The organism is Microbacterium sp. (assembly GCF_046295495.1).
GTDB lineage: Bacteria > Actinomycetota > Actinomycetes > Actinomycetales > Microbacteriaceae > Microbacterium.
Genome location: NZ_JBKBNC010000052.1, coordinates 1 through 17,055, shown reverse-complemented (window position 1 = coordinate 17,055; position 17,055 = coordinate 1). Strand labels below are relative to the sequence as shown.

Genomic DNA, 17,055 nt, shown 5'->3' with positions numbered 1-17,055 from the left:
GGCCGGGCCCGGCGGCGCGAGCCGGCGGCCGGGCCCGGCGGCGCGAGCGCGAGGGGCGGCATCCCCGGAGGTCAGGCCGCCGACACACCGAACAGCAGACCGAGCACGTACGTGACCGCGGCCGCGCCGAAACCGATCGCGAGCTGACGCAGCCCGCGCTTGAGCGGTGACGCTCCCGAGAGCAGGCCGACCATGGCTCCCGTCGCCAGCAGCGCGATGCCGACCAAGCCCAGTGCCAGCGCGACGGCGCCGAGGCCCGACAGCCCGAAGATCCACGGCAGCACCGGGATGATTGCGCCGGAGGCGAAGAAGAGGAAGCTCGACAGGGCGGCGCCCCACGCGCTGCCGACGACGTCGTGCGACGACTCCCCCGGCGCCGCGGCCACCGGGGCGCTCCCGGCCTGAGCGGCGGTGACGACCTCGCGCGCCTTGTCGAGCGCGGCGTCGGCGTTCATGCCGCGCGTGCGGTACACGAGGGCGAGCTCGTTGGCATCCAGGTCGAGGTGCGGCAGGGCCGAGTCGGCGAAGTCGCTCTCCTCGGTGGCTTCGAGCAGTTCGCGCTGCGAGCGGACCGACACGAACTCGCCGGCGCCCATCGACAGCGCCCCCGCGAGCAGACCCGCGATACCGCTGAACAGCACGAAGCTCGGCGCGACGCCGGTGGCGCCCACCCCCATCACGAGCGCGAGGTTCGACACGAGGCCGTCGTTGGCGCCGAACACGGCGGCGCGGAAAGTGCCCGAGAGGCGACGGCGTCCGCGCGCGGCGAGGCCGCGCACGACCTCGTGGTGCACGCGCTCGTCGGCGGCCATCGCGGCGGTGGCGTAGGGCTCGTCGGCGTAGGGCGAGCGCGCTTCGGCGTTCTGGGCGAGTGCGAGCACGAAGATCGAGCCGAACCGACGCGCCATCCACGCCAGCAGGCGCGTGCCGATCCCGGGCGAGGGCAAGCGCTTCGGCGCCTCCCCGAGAAGGTCGATCCAGTGCTGCTCGTGCCGACCCTCGGCCTCGGCGAGCTCGAGCAGGATGTCGCGCTCCTCACCGGTACGGCGCGAGGCCAGCTCGCGGTAGACGCGTGCCTCAGCGCGTTCGTCGACGAGATAGCGCGCCCAGCGGCGTCGATCACGAGCGGTGGGTGTGGCGAGGGTCGTCACAGGTCTCCTTCGGGTCGCCCCTACGGTAGTGAGGCCCATCCGCTTCCCCGGGCGCGTCGACCGATACTGACAGCATTTCGGGCCTCCGAAGCCCGGAACGACGCGGATGCCACGGGCCGGATGCCAGCATTTCGGGGCCGCGAAACGGCGGTGATGCGAGGTGTCGCGCGGGGGCGCTCCGCGCCGCGGGAACGTCTCGCGCAGTGCCGGGCCGCACCACGGAGCGTTCGCAAGCGCCCGGGCGCCGACGTCCGCGCCTCAGGAGTGAACGCGCCGGCGCAGCACGTCGATGCGCGCCTGCAGCTGCGCCACGGTCGCGTGCGACACCGCGGGGCCACCGCAGATGCGGCGGAGTTCGGCGTGCACGAGACCGTGCGGCTCGCCGCTCTGGCGGGCGTAGAGGCCGACCATGGTGTTCAGCAGCTGCCGCTGCTCCTTCAGGGTGCGATGCAGAGGCGCCGGGAGTCCGCCGTCGTCGACGGACGGCGGCTCGACGCCGCTCTCCTTCTCGGTCGCCTCACGCGTGGAGCGATGGCGCGACTGCCGCGTCGCGCGCGACATGAGCACCTCGTGCACCTGCTCGGGCTCGAGAAGACCCGGGATGCCGAGGAACTCCTCCTCCTCGATCGTCCCGGGCACAGCGAGCTGGCCGAACTCCTGTCCGTCGAACAGCACGCGGTCGAAGTGCGCGAGCGAGCCGAGCGCCTGGTACTCGAATTCCTGCTCGAGCGCGTCGGAGGCTTTGTCCTCGCGCTCGGCGGCATCCATCATGTCTTCTTCGGCGTTCCACTGGTCTTCCGCGTCGCTGTCGCGGTCGAGGGCGTGGTCGCGCTGTGCCTCCATCTCGCCGGCGAGGGCGAGGAGCTGAGGCACGTTGGGGAGGAAGACGCTCGCCGTCTCACCCCGGCGCCTCGCGCGCACGAAACGGCCGATGGCCTGGGCGAAGAAGAGCGGGGTCGACGCGCTGGTGGCGTAGACGCCGACCGCGAGGCGGGGCACGTCGACGCCCTCCGACACCATGCGCACGGCGACCATCCATCGGCTCGTCCCCTTCGAGAACGTCTCGATGCGGCCGGAGGCCTCGGCCTCGTCGGAGAGCACGACGGTGACCTTCTCGCCGCTGATGTCTTCGAGGATGGCGGCGTAGGCGCGCGCGGCGGTCTGGTCGGTCGCGATGACCAGGCCCCCGGCATCCGGGACCGTCTCGCGCACCTCGGTGAGGCGCCGGTCGGCGGAGCGCAGGACCGCCGGGATCCAGTCGCCGTTCGGGTCGAGCGCGGTTCGCCACGCCTGGGACGTGATGTCCTTCGTGTTGTCCTGACCGAGCTGGGCTTCCATCTCTTCGCCGGCCTTGGTGCGCCAGCGCATCTGGCCCGCGTAGACGAGGAAGAAGACGGGACGCACCACGCCGTCGTCGAGGGCACGGCGGTAGCCGTAGGCGTAATCGGTGCGCGAGAGGCGGATGCCCTTGGCGTTCGGGTGGTACTCCACGAAGGGGATGGGCGCGGTGTCGCTGCGGAACGGGGTCCCCGACAGCAGCAGGCGGCGGGTGGCGCGACTGTAGGCCTCGCGCAGGGCGTCGCCCCAGCTGAGGGCGTCGCCGCCGTGGTGCACCTCGTCGAGGATCACGAGGGTGCGGGCGTCCATCGTCAGGCGCTGGTGCACCTCGGCCTTGACCGCCACCTGGGCGTACGTGACCGCGACGCCGTGGTACTGGCGCGACGGCGTGGCATGGCGGTTGGAGAAGAACGGGTCGAGGCGGATGCCGACGCGCGCCGCGGCTTCGGCCCACTGGGTCTTGAGATGCTCGGTGGGGGCGACGACGACGATCCGGTCGACGACGCGGCGGCGCATGAGCTCGCTGGCGAGGCGGAGGGCGAAGGTGGTCTTGCCGGCGCCGGGGGTGGCGGCGGCGAGGAAGTCGCGAGGGCCCTTGCCCTCGCCGTCGGGTCCGTCGAGGCCGAAGTAGAGGTCGAGCGCTTCGGCCTGCCAGGCGCGCAGTCGTTGCGCGGTTCCCCACGGCGCGCGCTGCGGGAACGACGGCGAGAGGTGCTCGGCGGCGAAGGAGCCGAAGTGGGGTTCGGTGCCGTCGAGGTCGCCGGTGAGGCCCGCGTCGGGGACGGCCCCGGGGGCCGGTTCGTCAGCGACGGGAGCAGTGGCGTGGGAGGGGTCGAGGGGCGGGGCGGTGGCGGGCGCGCTCGCCGCGGGGGCGGGACCGGCGGTGGGGCCGGGGCCCGCGACAGGACCGGGACTCGCGACGGGACCGGGACTCGCGACGGGACCGGGACTCGCGACAGGACCGGGACTCGCGATGCGGGAGACCGCCGAAGCGTCGGAAGGGTTCATGTGCGGGAGGGCCGAGGAGCGGGCTTCTTCTTCCAGCATCGAACCTCCATCCTGCGCGAGCGCGAACATCAACGATAGGTCACCGTCGGGCGGCGGCGCGCGGGGCTGGGGACGGATCCGACCTCCGACCGGCGATAAACACGATCCGCGCGCAGAAACGCGCTGACACCGCGTTTATCGGCGCAGACCCCGTTTATGCGCCGCCGCGGCGCGCCCACCCGCACCGACCGGCACACCCCACGCATGGCGCCGCGGCGGCGCGCCCACCCGCAGCGACCGGAGCACCCCACAGGCGGTGCCGCGCCCCACCCGCGGCGGCGGCATCCGCCCTTGCCGTGTCGGGGGCCGGGGATAGCCTGGGGGTGGAGGTTTCGAATGACACTCGATCCGCGCTCGCCCCGCACCCCGTCCTCGCCCGACAACGCCGGCCCGCACCCGTGGCGCCGCTTCGTCGCCCTCGGCGACTCGTTCACCGAGGGGATCGGCGACCCGCTGCCCGACGGCGGTCACCGCGGCTGGGCCGATCGCGTGGCCGAGGTGCTGGCATCCCAGGTCGACGACTTCGCGTACGCCAACCTCGCCGTGCGGGGCAGACTCATCGGGCAGATCGTGGCCGAGCAGATCGAGCCGGCGATGGCCCTGAAGCCCGACCTCGTCACCTTCTCCGCCGGGGGCAACGACGTCATCCGCCCGGGCACCGATCCCGATGCCGTCGCCCGGCAGTTCGAAGACGCCGTCGTGCGCCTGCGTCGAGACGACGCCACCGTCGTGGTCTTCACCGGGATCGACACCGAGTTCACCCCGGTGTTCCGCGGCATCCGGGGCAAGGTCGCGATCTACAACGAGAACATCCGGGCGATCGCCGACGCGAACGACTGCGTCGTGGCCGATCAGTGGGCGCTCAAGTCGGTGCAGGACATGCGCTTCTTCGACGACGACCGCCTGCACTACAACACCCTGGGCCACCACGAGGTGGCCCGCATGGTGCTCCGCGCGCTGAACGTGCCCAACGACCTGCAGCCGATGCAGCCCGAGGCCGTCACCGCCACCACGTGGCGCGCGGCGCGCGAGAAAGATCTCGTGTGGGCGCGGTCGTATCTCATGCCGTGGGTGCTGCGACGCCTGCGTCACCAGTCGTCGGGCGATCACGTGCACGCCAAACGTCCCGAGCCCCTGCCGGTGATCACCCTGGCCCCGGGTCCGGATGCCGCGGGCTCGCGCGGGAGGCACGCATGACGGGCGTGGGGGTCGACGCCGTGATCCCCGGCGCCGTGGTCGCTCTCCTCGACGCCGCCGACGCCGACACCCTCCTCCGGGATGCGGAGTCGCTGGCCGAGGGGCTCGTCGACGCCGGGTGGACGCCGGAGGTCGAGAGCGGGCGCTTCAGCGCCGGCGGGTGGGACGTGCTCTCGTCGGCGTGGGCACCGGCCGTGTCGGTGTTCCTCGACGGCGACGCTCGCGAGGTTCGACGGGCGGCCCTGTCGGTCGCGGCGGCCCTCACGGCGGATGCCGACGGATGGCGTTTCGAGACCGAGGGACCCGATTGGTCGCGGTGGTCGGTCGACGATGAACGCTGGGACGCCGACGAGATCGACTGGCTCCAGTGGCGCGGGCGCGGCGTGGTCGTCTCGCTGTTCACCGCGCCCGAGACGCCCGCCGGACCGGGCACCCTCCCCGCGCACCTGCAGTTGGCCATCGAGCGCGCCGACACCCCCGAGGAAGGATTCACCCCCGACGAGGCGCGGGACCGACGCATCGTCGTCGACGGGTCGGTCGTGGAACGCTGGTTCCTGGTCGGCTCCCCCGGCCTCGCCGACGAGCTGCTCACGGCGCTCGAGAACGACCCCGACCCGCGCGTGTGCGCCGCCGCCGACTCGGAACGCTGGATGCGGGAGCGCTCGCCCGACGAGCCGTCGACCTCGGTCTGACACGCGGATCGCCGGGCCTCCGACGCCGCGAGGAGCGGTGCCGCCGCGGCCGAGGTGCGCGTCGCCCGGGTCGGCGCCGCCCGCATCCCACCCCGTCCGCATCCCACCCCGCCCGCACCCCACCCCGCGGGCGCCCTCTCGGCCCGCACGGGAGCGTCAGGCGTCGGCCCGTCCGCGGGTCGGCTCCCTCGGCGTCAGCGCCGCCCGCGCCCCAGCTCCCACAGCGCCACGGCGCTGGCGGCGGCGACGTTGAGCGAGTCCACTCCCCCGGCCATCGGGATCGTCACGACGCTGTCGGCCGCGGCGAGCGCGTGGCGGCTCAGGCCGTCGCCCTCGGCGCCGAGCAGCAGGGCGACGCGCTCGTGCCCGGCGGCCGAGAAGGCGTCGAGGGTGATCGCGTCGTCGGAGAGCGCGAGGGCGGCGAGGTGCAGGCCGGCGTCGTGCAGGAGCGGCGTCGCCTCCGACCACTCGGGCAGGCGGGTCCACGGCACCTGGAACACCGTGCCCATGCTCACGCGCACGCTGCGGCGGTAGAGCGGGTCGGCGCACCGCGGCGTCACGAGGACGGCATCCGCACCCAAGGCGGCAGCGGAGCGGAACGCGGCGCCGATGTTGGTGTGATCGACGATGTCCTCGAGCACGACGACGAGGCGTGCGTTCTCCACGACCTCCTCCACGGATGCCAGCGCCGGGCGGTGCATGGATGCCAGCAGCCCGCGGTGCACCGTGTAGCCGGTGACCTGCTCGGCGATCTCCGCCGGGACGACGTACACCTCGACATCCGGGCCGACGAGGGCGAGGGCGTCGGCGAGGAACTTCTCCTGCACGAGAACGGAGCGCGGGCGGTGTCCGGCCCGCAGGGCCCGGTCGAGCACCTTCGACGACTCGGCGATGTAGAGCCCGCCCGCGGGCTCGGTCACGCGGCGCAGCGACACGTCGGTGAGGTCGCGGTAGTCGGCGAGTCGTGGGTCGTCGGCGGAGGCGAGCGGGATGACGGGCATCGTCCCATCGTGCCAGCCCCCGAGGCTGTTCCTCCGCCGATCGCCGAGCGTGCGGGACCGCCGTTGCACGCTCGCCGCCGCGGCCTGTCCGGAGGGTCCGATCGCGTTCGCGGGTAATGCCGCGGCCGGGCCCTCAGGCCACGTGCAGTGCTCGCCCCCCGGCGATCACGAGCGCGCGCTCGGGCTGGCGCACCAGTGCGTCCATCGGGTTCTCGGCATCCAGGAGCACGATGTCGGCGCGGGCACCCTCGACGAGGTCGTGGGTGTCGCGGCCGACGGCCCACCCCGCGGCGCTGGTGACGAGCTGCACGACGCGTCGCAGCTCGTCGTCGCGCACGAGACCGCCGGCTCGGGCGTACTGCGCGGCGATGCCGAGGGTGTCTCCGGTGCCGTAGGGGCTCCAGAGGTCGCGGATGCCGTCGGTGCCGAGCCCCAGGCCCACCCCGGCGGCGTCGAGATCGCCCAGCGGCAGCTGCGGCAGGCGCGGCGGGGCGACGGTGGTCATCGTGAGACCGGCCTCGCCCATCGCGGCGAGCAGGTCGTGCCGGCGCGCGGGGTCGAGCTGGGCGACGGCGAAACCGTGGGCGATGTTGACCCGGCCACCCAGGCCTCGGCGCTGGGCACGGTCGATCAGCAGCTCGATCTGGAACGCCCCGAGCTCCGCGGGGTCGTGTAGGTGGATGTCGACGCCGACGCCGGTGTCTTCGGCGAGCGCCGTGAGGGCGTCGATCTGGCCGACGGGGTCCCGATCGATGGATGCCGGATCGAGGCCGCCGATCCAGCGCACGCTGTCGCGCGCGGCGGCGGCGCGCAGCAGGTCGAGGACCCCGGGGCGGCGCAGCACGCCGTCCTGCGGGAAGGCGACGATCTGCACCTCGAGCGCACCGTCGTAGGCGGCCGCGGCCTCCTCGACGAGGTCGATGCCGCGCAGGCCCAGCCCGAGGTCGACGTCGACGTGGGTGCGGACCGCCGTTGTGCCGTGGCGCACGAGCTCGCGCAGCACCGACGCGACCCGCTCGACCGAGGGGATGCCGAGGGCGTCGCGCTGGGCACGCTCGTGGCGGATGCGCCCTTCGGTGGACCCCTCGCCGCCGTACGACTGCCAGGGCAGGCCCCACCACGACTTGTCGACGTGGGCGTGGGCGTTCACGAGGCCGGGGAGGGCGAGCAGGCCCCGCCCGTCGAACTCCCGCACGCCGATCGGGTCGGTGCCCGCGGGGCGGATCGCGGCGATGCGCTCACCGGCGATGTCGATGTCGACGGGCGCCCCTCCCCAGGGCCGCACACGGCGGAGGCAGGTGACGTCGAGCATGGCCGGAGGAGCAACGGGGGTCATCGGTTCATTATCCGCGCCGCCCCGGCTCCCGCGGGTCGAGAGTCCGAGACGCCCGAGTGTCGCGGGCACCCGACGGGGGGTCACGCGGCAGCCGGCGGCGGCGCCCCGCCATAGACTCGATGAGACGGAGGTGCGCATGACCGACACGACGGAGGATGCCGGGTTCTCGGCATCCATCGATCGGGCCGTCGAGGTTCTCGCCGGTCGACGTGTGGCCGTGCTCACGGGCGCGGGCGTGTCCACCGATTCCGGCATCCCCGACTATCGCGGCAAGGGTGCACCCACGCGCACGCCGATGACCGGCCAGCAGTTCCTCGCCAGTGCCGAGGCGCGGCGCCGTTACTGGGTGGGCAGCCACCTGGGCTGGAAGGTGTTCGCCGCCGCCCGTCCGAACGACGGTCATCGCGCCCTCGCCGACCTGGAGTCCGCGGGCGTGGCGAACGGCGTGATCACGCAGAACGTCGACGGTCTGCACGTGCGGGCCGGCAGCGGGCGGGTGGTCGAGCTGCACGGGACCATGCGCCGGGTGGGGTGCCTGCACTGCGGGCAGGTGTTCGACCGTCGCGACCTCGCCGAGCGCGTGGAGGCCGCCAACCCGTGGATCAGCCTCCCCGAGAACGTCGAGCTCGGTCCCGACGGCGACGTCACGCCGGCCTCGGCCGACGGTTTCGTCGTGCCGGTGTGCTCGGTGTGCGGCGGAACGCTCAAGCCCGACGTGGTGTTCTTCGGCGAGTACATCCCGGTCGAGAAGTTCCGCGAGGCCGAGCAGCTCGTGCACGCCAGCGACGCCCTCGTGGTGGCGGGGTCGTCGCTCGTGGTCAACTCCGGCATCCGGCTCGTGGAGCGGGCGCGCCGCAAGCGCCTGCCCGTCGTGATCGTCAACCGCGGCGAGACGCGGGCCGACCAGCGCGCGGCGGTGAAGATCGACGGCGGCACGACCGACGTTCTCCGCGCGTTCGCCGAGAGGCTGCCGGGCCTGCTCTGAAGGGCTCCCGGGAGTTCGCGGCGGCGACGGCGGTTAGGCTCGAACCGTGACGATCCTGACTCTTGTGCGACACGGTGAGACCGACTGGAACGCCGGAGGTCGCATTCAGGGCTCGACCGACATCCCCCTCAACGCCACCGGCCGCGCCCAGGCCGGCGAGGTGGCCGAGACCCTCGCCGCGCAGTACGCCGGCCGCGAGGTCGTCGTGGTCTCCAGCGACCTGTCGCGCGCGGCCGAGACGGCCGACGTGATCGCCGCGGCCCTCGGCACGAGCGTGTCGCGGCGCCTGCCCGGCCTGCGGGAGCGGTCGTACGGGGATGCCGAGGGGATGGACGCCCTGACCTTCGCCGACGCCTACGGTCCGTGGCACGCCGCCGACGTGCCCGGTGCCGAGACCTGGCCCGTCGTCCGCGAGCGCGCGCTCGCCGCGATCGCCGAGGCCGTGACCGCGGCCCCCGACGACGTCGACGTGATCGCCGTCGCGCACGGCGCGCTCATCCGCGAGGTCATCCTGTTCGCCACCGACGGGGAGTTGCCCCGCCCCGGCGAGCGCCTGCCGAACTGCTCGGCCACGACCTTCCGTCTCGACGGCGAGGCGTGGGAGATGCTCGCGTACGCGGGCGTCGCGAGCTGACGACCGCACCGCAAGGATGCGGCTCCCCGACCCCGGCGGGCCGTGAACGCGACGGAGGTCCCTCACCCCGGCCGAGGCCCTGAGTCTGTCGACGGGACCGGGTACGCTGCGCCTGCCGCCGATGGCTCCGCCAGGCGCAGCCGCCTCCCCACCCGGCGGCGCGTCCGGGCCCACCCCGCCCGCGGGCGGCACGGTCCCCGGGGCGCGGCCACCTCACGCGCGCGTTCGGGTCACCTCCCCGCCCGCGCCACCAGCGATCGCGCGTGGCGCAGGATCGGCTCGTCGATCATGCGGCCCTCGAAGCGGAACGCGCCGCCCTCGGCCTCCGCGAGCACGCCGTGCGCCCACCGCAGCTGTTCGGCCGTGGGCGCATAGGCCGCCCGGATCGTCTCGACCTGCCCCGGGTGGATGCACGCGGTGGCGGCGAATCCCGAGGCCGCGGCATCCTGGGCTTCGGTGGAGAGACCCTCGAGGTCGCCGATGTCGACGTGGACGGCGTCGATCGCGCGCTTGCCGAACGCCCCGGCGGCCAGCAGCACGCGCGCACGGGCGAGGCGGGCGACGTCGCGGTAGGTGGCGTCGGCGAACCTGCTGGAGGTGCCGCCGAGGCTCGCGACGAGGTCTTCGGCGCCCCACATGAGCGCGACGACGTGGGGCACGGCGGCGAGCTGCTCCGCGTGCACGACCCCGCGGGCGGTCTCGCAGAGGGCGATGACGTCGTAGTCCCCGAGAGGAGCGAGGAATGCCGGGTCCTCGGCCTTGGCGACCATCACGGTGCGGACGCGGGTGTGCGCCAGTGCCGCGAGATCACGGGCGAAGTGTTCGGTCTCGGGCCCGTTGACCCGCACGATGACGCGGTCGGGATCGGGATCGGCGGCGACCATGGCCTCGCGGGCGACGGTCTTGGCGTGCCCGGCGACCGCATCCTCGAGGTCGAGGATCGCGGCATCGGCCCGGTCGAGGGCTTTCGCCAGCCGCTCCGGGCGATCACCGGGCACGAACAGCAGCGCCGGCCCGAGGGCGAACGGTCGGGTGCCCGGGCGGGAGTCGGGGTGCGCGCCGCTCACGCCCTCGCCTCCTGCGCCCACATCAGCACCGTGCGCGTCGCGGTCGCCACCACCTCGTCGTTCTGCGAGCGTCCCGTGTGCGCCATCACGACGACACCCTGACCGGGGCGGGATGCCGAGGGCCGCACCGACACGACCTCGGTCTCGGCCGTGAGCGTGTCGCCGACGAACAGGGGCGCGGGGAAGCTCACGTCGGTGAGGCCCAGCTGGGCGACGAGGGTCCCCTGCGTGAGCTGCGCGACCGACAGGCCGACGAGCGTCGCCAGCGTCCACATCGAGTTCACGAGCGGTCTGCCGAAGGGCTGGGTCGCGGCGAAGGCGGCATCCAGGTGCAGTGCCTGCGCGTTCATCGTGAGGGTGGTGAACAGCACGTTGTCGGCATCGGTGACGGTACGACCGGGGCGGTGCGCGTACCTCTCGCCGACGACGAACTCCTCCAGAAACAGGCCGCGCTGCTCGATCATGCCGCTACGGTACCCGTGAGCCCCAGCGCACGCGAGATCACCATGAGCTGCACCTCGGTCGTGCCCTCGCCGATCTCGAGGATCTTCGAGTCGCGGTAGTGGCGCGCGACGGGGTACTCGTTGATGAACCCGTTTCCACCGAACACCTGCGTCGCGTCGCGCGCATTGGCCATCGCCGCGTCGCTCGCCGTCATCTTGGCCACCGCGGCATCCACCGAGAACGGCTTGCCGGCGTCGCACAGGCGCGCGGCGTGCACCCACGCCAGGCGCGCGGTGTGCACGCGGGCGTGCATGCGCGCGAGCAGGAACTGCATGCTCTGCCGCGTGGAGAGGCGCTCGCCGAACACGGTGCGGCTGCGCGCGTAGTCGACGGCGGCCTCCAGGCACCCCTCCGCCGCGCCCGTCGCCAGGGCGGCGATCGCGACGCGCCCCTCGTCGAGCGTGCGCAGGAAGTTCTTGAACCCGTGGCCGCGCTCGCCGAGGAGGTTCTCCACGGGAACGCGTACCCCGTCGAAGGTGAGCGGGTGGGTGTCGGAGGCGTTCCAGCCGACCTTGTCGTAGGCGGGGCCGACGGTGAACCCGGGCGTGCCGTTCGGCACGATGATCGTCGAGATCTCCGGCCGCCCCGCCTCGGAGCGCCCGGTCACCGCGGTGACGGTGACGAAGCGGGTGATGGCTGTTCCGGAGTTGGTGATGAACTGTTTCGACCCGTCGATCACCCATTCCTCGCCCTCGAGGCGCGCGGAGGTGCGCGTGGCGCCGGCGTCGCTGCCGGCCTCGGCCTCGGTGAGACCGAACCCGGCCAGCGCGCGCCCGGCGACGAGGTCGGGCAGGTATTCGGCCCTCTGCGCCTCCGAGCCGTAGCGGTGGATCGGCATGGCGCCCAGGCCCACTCCCGCCTCGAGGGTGATCGCCATCGACTGGTCGACGCGCGCGATGCCCTCGATGGCGACGCAGAGGCTCGCGTAGTCGCCGCCCTGCCCCCCGACCTCCTCGGGGAAGGGCAGGCCGAACAGACCGAGGTCACCCATCTGCTCGACGAGGTCGAGGGGCAGTTCGTGTGCGCGGTCGGCCTCGTAGGAGCGGGGCGCGATCACCTCCTCGGCGAACTCGCGCACCATCGCGCTCAGCTCGCGCTCGTCGTCGGTGAAGGACTGCTGACTGTCGATGCTCACGAGTGGTTCTCCTCGGGGGAAGGGGTGGGGGCGGATGCCGGGATGCCGGCGGGATCTTCCGATTCGGGGGACGACGACGCGACGTCGGCGTGCGTATCCTCCGCGATGCGCGCATCCTCCGCCTCGGGGGGCGCCTCGGCGACGGAGGTTGCGCGCATCGCTGAGGGTGTGCGCGCGGGCTCGCGCGTCGCCCCCTCCACGGGCTCGGGGGCCCGGGGCGTCACCGTCGCGACCACCGCGTCGCGCGCGACCTGCGCGCCCGGCGACGTGCGCAGACGCACCGTCCCCGCGTGGGGGGAGGTCACCGTGTGCTCCATCTTCATCGCCTCGATCGTGACCAGCCGGGCTCCCGCCTCGACCGCGTCGCCCTCCGCGGCGTGCACGGCGACCACGGTGCCGGGCAGCGGTGCGACGAGGTCGGGGTCGACGGTACCCGGCGCTCGCCCCGCGCCCGCGCGTCGGCGCTCGGCGGCGGCACGGCGCGAGACCACGCGCAGGCGGTGCGCTCCGCCGTCGGCGTGCACCCAGTACTCGACCGGCCCGCCCGTGACGATCGCATCGACCTGCGCCGGGGCGACAGCGTGCACGCGCCCGCCGTCGTCTTCGAGCGACACCGTCCGAGACACCGACGCACCCCCGGCACGCCATGGCCCGACGCGGTCCCAGACCGAGCCGTCGCCCGAGGTCCCGGCATCCGCCACGGCCACCACCCGCGCGGCGACCGCGGCGAGCGCGTCTGTCGGGGGTTGCGGGGCCTCGGGGGTTCGCCGCCGGTCGAGCAGTCCCGTGTCGAGGTGTCCCGCGCGGACGGCGGGGTCGGCGAGCAGGGCGCGCAGATCGGAGAGGTTGGTGTCGACGCCGAGCACCACCGTTCCCGCGAGCGCGGCGTCGAGCCGGGCCAGAGCGGTCTCGCGATCGGGGCCGTGGGCGATGACCTTGGCGATCATCGGGTCGTAGAGCGCGCTGACGACGCTTCCTGTCTCGACCGCGCTGTCGACGCGGGCGTCTCCCGGATGCCAGTAGGTCACGGTCCCGGTGGCGGGCAGGTATCCGCGCGAGGGCGTCTCGGCGTACACGCGCGCTTCGATGGCGTGGCCGTCGAGGCGGATCTCGTCGAGCTCGAGCGCGAAGCCCGCGGCGACCCGCAACTGCTGCTCGACGAGATCGATGCCCGTGACGAGTTCGGTCACGGGGTGCTCGACCTGCAGGCGCGTGTTCATCTCGATGAAGAAGGGCTCATCGAGTCGGTCGCCCGCGACGAGGAACTCCACGGTGCCCGCGCCGAGGTAGCCGACGCTGCGGGCGGCGGCGACCGCAGCCTCCCCCAGCGCCGCGCGCACCGCGGCATCCACGACCGGGGAGGGCGCCTCCTCGATCACCTTCTGGTGTCGCCGCTGCAGCGTGCACTCGCGCTCGCCGAGCGAGAGCGTCGTCCCGTGCGCGTCGGCGAGCACTTGCACCTCGATGTGCCGCGGCCGCTGCAGCAGCCGCTCGAGCAGCAGGGTGTCGTCGCCGAAGGCGGCGGCCGCGACCCGGCGCGCGGTGGCGAGGGCGTCGGCGAGGTCGTCGGGGCCGGTGGCGACGGTCATGCCCTTGCCGCCGCCGCCTGCGGAGGGCTTCACGAGCAGCGGGTATCCGACCCGGTCGGCCTCGGCCGCGATCTGCGGGTCGGAGAGACCCGTCGCCGAGAAGCCTGGAACGGTCGGCACGTCGTGGGCGGCGACGTGCTGCTTGGCGCGGATCTTGTCGCCCATCACCTCGAGCGCCTCGACGCCCGGTCCGACGAACACGACCCCCGCCGCCGCGCACGCGCGGGCGAAGCCGGCGTTCTCGCTGAGGAACCCGTAGCCCGGGTGCACGGCATCCGCCCCCGACGACACCGCGGCCGCGACGACCGCGTCGACGTCGAGATACGAGGGCACGCGCACCGCGTGATCGGCCTCACGGGGGTGGGGGGCATCGGCATCCGCGTCGGTGAAGACGGCCACCGATCGGATGCCGAGACGACGGAGCGTCCGGAACACGCGGCGCGCGATCTCGCCGCGGTTGGCGACGAGGACGCTGTCGAAGGGGCAGGTCGAGGGGGTGGAGGACATCTCGATCACATCCGGAAGAGGCCGAAACCGCGGCCTCCGAGCGGCACGCGGCTGACGACGTCGAGCGCGAGTCCGAGCATCGTGCGGGTGTCGACGGGGTCGATGACGCCGTCGTCCCACAGTCGAGCGGTGGCGTAGTACGGGTCGCCCTGCTCCTCGTAGCGCGCGCGGATGGGGTTCTCGAACGCCTGTTGCTCGGCATCCGTCCATCCCTCGCCGCGGGCGGCGCGCTGATCGCGCGTGACGGTGGAGAGCACGGATGCCGCCTGCGCCCCGCCCATGACCGAGATGCGGCTCGCGGGCCAGCTCCACAGGAACCGCGGGTCGTAGGCGCGCCCGCACATGGCGTAGTTGCCGGCCCCGTACGACCCGCCCACGAGCACGGTGAGCTTCGGCACGCGGGTGGTGGCGACGGCGGTGACCATCTTGGCGCCGTCCTTCGCGATGCCGCCGGCCTCGGCGTCGCGTCCCACCATGAATCCGGTGATGTTCTGCAGGAACAGCAGGGGGATGCCGCGCTGATCGGCGAGCTCGACGAAGTGGGCGGCCTTGAGCGCCGATTCGCTGAAGAGCACGCCGTCGTTCGCGACGACGGCGATCGGGTGGCCGTGCAGGCGCGCGAACGCGGTGATGACGGTCTCGCCGTAGAGGGCTTTGAACTCGTGCAGGGAGCCCGCGTCGATCAGGGTGTCGATGATCGCGCGCATGTCGACGGGCTGCGTCACGTCGGCGGGGACGATGTCGTAAAGGTCGAGCGGGTCACGCGCCGGTGGTCGGGGCGCGACGACCTCCCACACCGGAGCGGGGGTGGGAGGCAGCGTCCGCACGATGTCGCGCACGATCTCGAGCGCGTGCTCGTCGTCGGCGGCGAGGTGGTCGACCACTCCGGAGCGGCGGGCGTGCAGGTCGCCCCCGCCGAGCTGCTCGGCGGTGACGTCCTCGCCGATCGCGGCCTTCACCAGCGGCGGGCCGCCGAGGAACACCGTGCCCTGGCCCCGCACGATCACGCTCTCGTCGCTCATCGCCGGCACGTACGCCCCACCCGCGGTGCACGATCCCATCACCGCGGCGATCTGCGACACCCCCGCAGCCGAGAGCTTCGCCTGGTTGCGGAAGATGCGGCCGAAGTGCTCGCGGTCGGGGAAGACCTCGTCCTGCAGCGGGAGGAACGCCCCGCCCGAGTCGACCAGGTACACGCACGGCAGGCGGTTCTCGAGCGCGATCTCCTGCGCGCGCAGGTGCTTCTTCACCGTCAGGGGGAAGTACGCCCCGCCCTTCACGGTGGCGTCGTTGGCGACGACCATCACGTGTCGGCCGTGCACGAGACCGATCCCCGCGACCACTCCCGCGGCCGGTGCGGCGCCGTCGTACAGACCGTGGGCGGCCAGGGGGGCGACCTCGAGGAACGGGCTCCCCTCGTCGAGCAGGCGGTCGACCCGCTCTCGCGCGAGGAGCTTGCCGCGGGACGTGTGGCGGGCGCGTGCGGCCTCCGACCCGCCGCGCGCGGTGCGGACGAGCGTGTCGCGGAGGGCGGCGGCGAGGCTCGCCTGCGTGACGGGTGCTGTGCTCATGGCGACTCCGTTCGGGGCCGGCGTCGTCGCCGGACCGTCGATTCGAGAAGGGTGCGTGATCGGGTCGCGGTGTCACCGCAGGAGCATCGCCCTCCCCGGTTCGCGCAGCACCCCGGCGACGTCGGTGAGGAACCGCGCCGCCTCGGCCCCGTCGACCAGGCGGTGATCGAACGAGAGGCTGAGGGTCAGCACGTCGCGCAGGGCGATCTCGCCGTGGTGCTCCCACGGCGTGCGCCGCACGGCGCCCACGGCCAGGATCCCGGCCTCTCCCGGGTTGAGGATGGGCGTGCCGGCATCCACGCCGAAGACGCCGACGTTCGTGATAGAGAACGTCCCCCCGCTCATGTCGGCCGGGGTGGTGCGCCCGGCGCGGGCGGTCGCGACGAGCTCGGCGATCGCGTCGGCGAGGTCGACGAGCGGCAGGCGCTCGGCATCCCGGATCACCGGTACCACGAGACCGCGCTCGGTCGCCGCGGCGATGCCGAGGTTCACGTAGTGGTGCGCGACGATCTCGCCGGCGGCCTCGTCCCACCGCGCGTTCACCGCCGGCGTGCGCCCGAGGGCCAGGCACACCGCTTTCGCGACGATCGCGAGCACACCGATGCGGTGCCCGTCCAGCGCCCGATCGGTCTTGAGGGATGCCAGCAGCTCGGTCGTCGCGGTGACGTCGAGCGTGAGGAACGTGGTGGCGTGCGGGGCGGTGAAGGCACTCTGCACCATCGCCGCCGCGGTGTGCTTCCGCACGCCCCGGATCGGCGTGCGTGTGACCCTGTCGGCGGTGCCGCGCGTGTCGCGGCCGGCGGAGATCGCCGCGGAAGCGTCCCCCGCCGTCGGCGCGGCGGTCCCCGTCTGCGGGGCGGCCGGGGGGACCGTCGACACCTGCTGCACGGAGGCCGGACCGGATGCCACGGGCGTGCGCGCCGCGAACTCCTCGACGTGCGCGCGCGTCACCGTCTCGCCCGGGTGGGCGGAGGCGACCAGCACGAGGTCGACGCCCAGGTCCTTCGCGAGCTTGCGCACCGGCGGGGTGGAGCGGGGGCGCTCGAGCGGCAGGTCGATGGGACCCGTGCGCACCACGTCGTGCGGCGCGGCCTCGCGCACCGCGGTGTCGACGTCGAGGATCGCGGTGCCGGCCCCGCGCGCTCGCCGCTTCGGCCGGCTTCCCGAGGCGGGCGCGGCGCCGTATCCGACCAGGTTCGGAGTCGCGCGGGCGGCGATGTCGTCACCCGGCGGGGCGGCCGACGTGCCCGCGGCGGTCTCGGCGGCGCGTGCGGGTGTCTCGGTGCGGCCCTCGCCGTCGG

Annotated in this window: 14 protein-coding genes; 4 read left to right on the top strand and 10 right to left on the bottom strand. The window is 73.6% G+C overall.

Annotated features, from left to right (window positions below):
- Positions 1–71: 71 nt before the first annotated feature.
- Together ACK4LS_RS13385 and ACK4LS_RS13380 are read right to left on the bottom strand one after the other, a co-directional pair.
- Complete coding sequence (locus ACK4LS_RS13385) at positions 72–1,190, bottom strand: VIT1/CCC1 transporter family protein (RefSeq protein WP_409718134.1); 1,119 nt, start codon at positions 1,188–1,190, stop codon at positions 72–74.
- 219 nt (positions 1,191–1,409) lie between these two features.
- Entirely contained in the window at positions 1,410–3,536 is a 2,127-nt protein-coding gene (locus tag ACK4LS_RS13380; protein WP_409718131.1) for a DEAD/DEAH box helicase, read from the bottom strand.
- A gap of 336 nt (positions 3,537–3,872) precedes the next feature.
- On the opposite strand from ACK4LS_RS13380, the gene ACK4LS_RS13375 reads away from it, so the two are divergent.
- Positions 3,873–4,733 (top strand): SGNH/GDSL hydrolase family protein, encoded by an 861-nt coding sequence (locus ACK4LS_RS13375; protein WP_409718129.1) that lies wholly within the window; start codon positions 3,873–3,875, stop codon positions 4,731–4,733.
- On the top strand, positions 4,730–5,425 hold the full coding sequence (locus tag ACK4LS_RS13370; RefSeq protein WP_409718126.1) for a hypothetical protein: 696 nt from the start codon (positions 4,730–4,732) through the stop codon (positions 5,423–5,425). Before ACK4LS_RS13375 ends, ACK4LS_RS13370 begins: the two co-directional genes overlap by 4 nt.
- Before the next feature lie 194 nt (positions 5,426–5,619).
- On the opposite strand, the gene ACK4LS_RS13365 is transcribed toward ACK4LS_RS13370, so the two are convergent.
- Positions 5,620–6,426: a TrmH family RNA methyltransferase gene (locus ACK4LS_RS13365; protein ID WP_409718123.1), complete on the bottom strand. Its 807-nt coding sequence runs from the start codon at positions 6,424–6,426 to the stop codon at positions 5,620–5,622.
- 133 nt (positions 6,427–6,559) lie between these two features.
- Entirely contained in the window at positions 6,560–7,762 is a 1,203-nt protein-coding gene (locus ACK4LS_RS13360) for an amidohydrolase family protein (protein WP_409718120.1), read from the bottom strand.
- Positions 7,763–7,898: 136 nt separating this feature from the next.
- On the opposite strand from ACK4LS_RS13360, the gene ACK4LS_RS13355 reads away from it, so the two are divergent.
- Positions 7,899–8,747, top strand: a complete 849-nt coding sequence (locus ACK4LS_RS13355; RefSeq protein ID WP_409718117.1) for a Sir2 family NAD-dependent protein deacetylase — start codon at positions 7,899–7,901, stop codon at positions 8,745–8,747.
- Between the two features lie 46 nt (positions 8,748–8,793).
- Entirely contained in the window at positions 8,794–9,381 is a 588-nt protein-coding gene (locus ACK4LS_RS13350; protein WP_409718114.1) for a histidine phosphatase family protein, read from the top strand.
- Between the two features lie 230 nt (positions 9,382–9,611).
- On the opposite strand, the gene ACK4LS_RS13345 is transcribed toward ACK4LS_RS13350, so the two are convergent.
- From ACK4LS_RS13345 to ACK4LS_RS13320, 6 genes are all read right to left on the bottom strand, one after another.
- Positions 9,612–10,448 carry an HpcH/HpaI aldolase/citrate lyase family protein gene (locus ACK4LS_RS13345; RefSeq protein ID WP_409718111.1) on the bottom strand — a complete coding sequence of 279 codons (837 nt, stop codon included), beginning with the start codon at positions 10,446–10,448 and terminating at the stop codon, positions 9,612–9,614.
- The gene (locus ACK4LS_RS13340; protein WP_409718108.1) at positions 10,445–10,912 is read right to left on the bottom strand and encodes a MaoC family dehydratase; all 468 of its coding nucleotides are present in this window, start codon (positions 10,910–10,912) and stop codon (positions 10,445–10,447) included. Before ACK4LS_RS13340 ends, ACK4LS_RS13345 begins: the two co-directional genes overlap by 4 nt.
- Complete coding sequence (locus ACK4LS_RS13335; protein WP_409718105.1) at positions 10,909–12,087, bottom strand: acyl-CoA dehydrogenase family protein; 1,179 nt, start codon at positions 12,085–12,087, stop codon at positions 10,909–10,911. The genes ACK4LS_RS13340 and ACK4LS_RS13335 overlap by 4 nt, the downstream gene beginning before the upstream one ends.
- Positions 12,084–14,183: a biotin carboxylase N-terminal domain-containing protein gene (locus tag ACK4LS_RS13330; protein WP_409718102.1), complete on the bottom strand. Its 2,100-nt coding sequence runs from the start codon at positions 14,181–14,183 to the stop codon at positions 12,084–12,086. The genes ACK4LS_RS13335 and ACK4LS_RS13330 overlap by 4 nt, the downstream gene beginning before the upstream one ends.
- Before the next feature lie 5 nt (positions 14,184–14,188).
- Positions 14,189–15,754 (bottom strand): carboxyl transferase domain-containing protein, encoded by a 1,566-nt coding sequence (locus ACK4LS_RS13325; RefSeq protein ID WP_409718099.1) that lies wholly within the window; start codon positions 15,752–15,754, stop codon positions 14,189–14,191.
- 72 nt (positions 15,755–15,826) lie between these two features.
- A partial coding sequence (locus ACK4LS_RS13320; RefSeq protein ID WP_409718097.1) for a dihydrolipoamide acetyltransferase family protein occupies positions 15,827–17,055 on the bottom strand: 1,229 nt, incomplete at its 5' end.

Excerpts from the sequence above, each read along its gene's own strand:
- ACK4LS_RS13375 (WP_409718129.1), top strand. The coding sequence starts at position 3,873 with ATGACACTCGATCCGCGCTCGCCCCGCACCCCGTCCTCGCCCGACAAC.
- ACK4LS_RS13365 (WP_409718123.1), bottom strand. The coding sequence starts at position 6,426 with ATGCCCGTCATCCCGCTCGCCTCCGCCGACGACCCACGACTCGCCGAC.
- ACK4LS_RS13325 (WP_409718099.1), bottom strand. The coding sequence starts at position 15,754 with ATGAGCACAGCACCCGTCACGCAGGCGAGCCTCGCCGCCGCCCTCCGC.
- ACK4LS_RS13355 (WP_409718117.1), top strand. The coding sequence starts at position 7,899 with ATGACCGACACGACGGAGGATGCCGGGTTCTCGGCATCCATCGATCGG.
- ACK4LS_RS13370 (WP_409718126.1), top strand. The coding sequence starts at position 4,730 with ATGACGGGCGTGGGGGTCGACGCCGTGATCCCCGGCGCCGTGGTCGCT.
- ACK4LS_RS13360 (WP_409718120.1), bottom strand. The coding sequence starts at position 7,762 with ATGACCCCCGTTGCTCCTCCGGCCATGCTCGACGTCACCTGCCTCCGC.
- ACK4LS_RS13380 (WP_409718131.1), bottom strand. The coding sequence starts at position 3,536 with ATGCTGGAAGAAGAAGCCCGCTCCTCGGCCCTCCCGCACATGAACCCT.
- ACK4LS_RS13385 (WP_409718134.1), bottom strand. The coding sequence starts at position 1,190 with ATGGGCCTCACTACCGTAGGGGCGACCCGAAGGAGACCTGTGACGACC.
- ACK4LS_RS13330 (WP_409718102.1), bottom strand. The coding sequence starts at position 14,183 with ATGTCCTCCACCCCCTCGACCTGCCCCTTCGACAGCGTCCTCGTCGCC.
- ACK4LS_RS13340 (WP_409718108.1), bottom strand. The coding sequence starts at position 10,912 with ATGATCGAGCAGCGCGGCCTGTTTCTGGAGGAGTTCGTCGTCGGCGAG.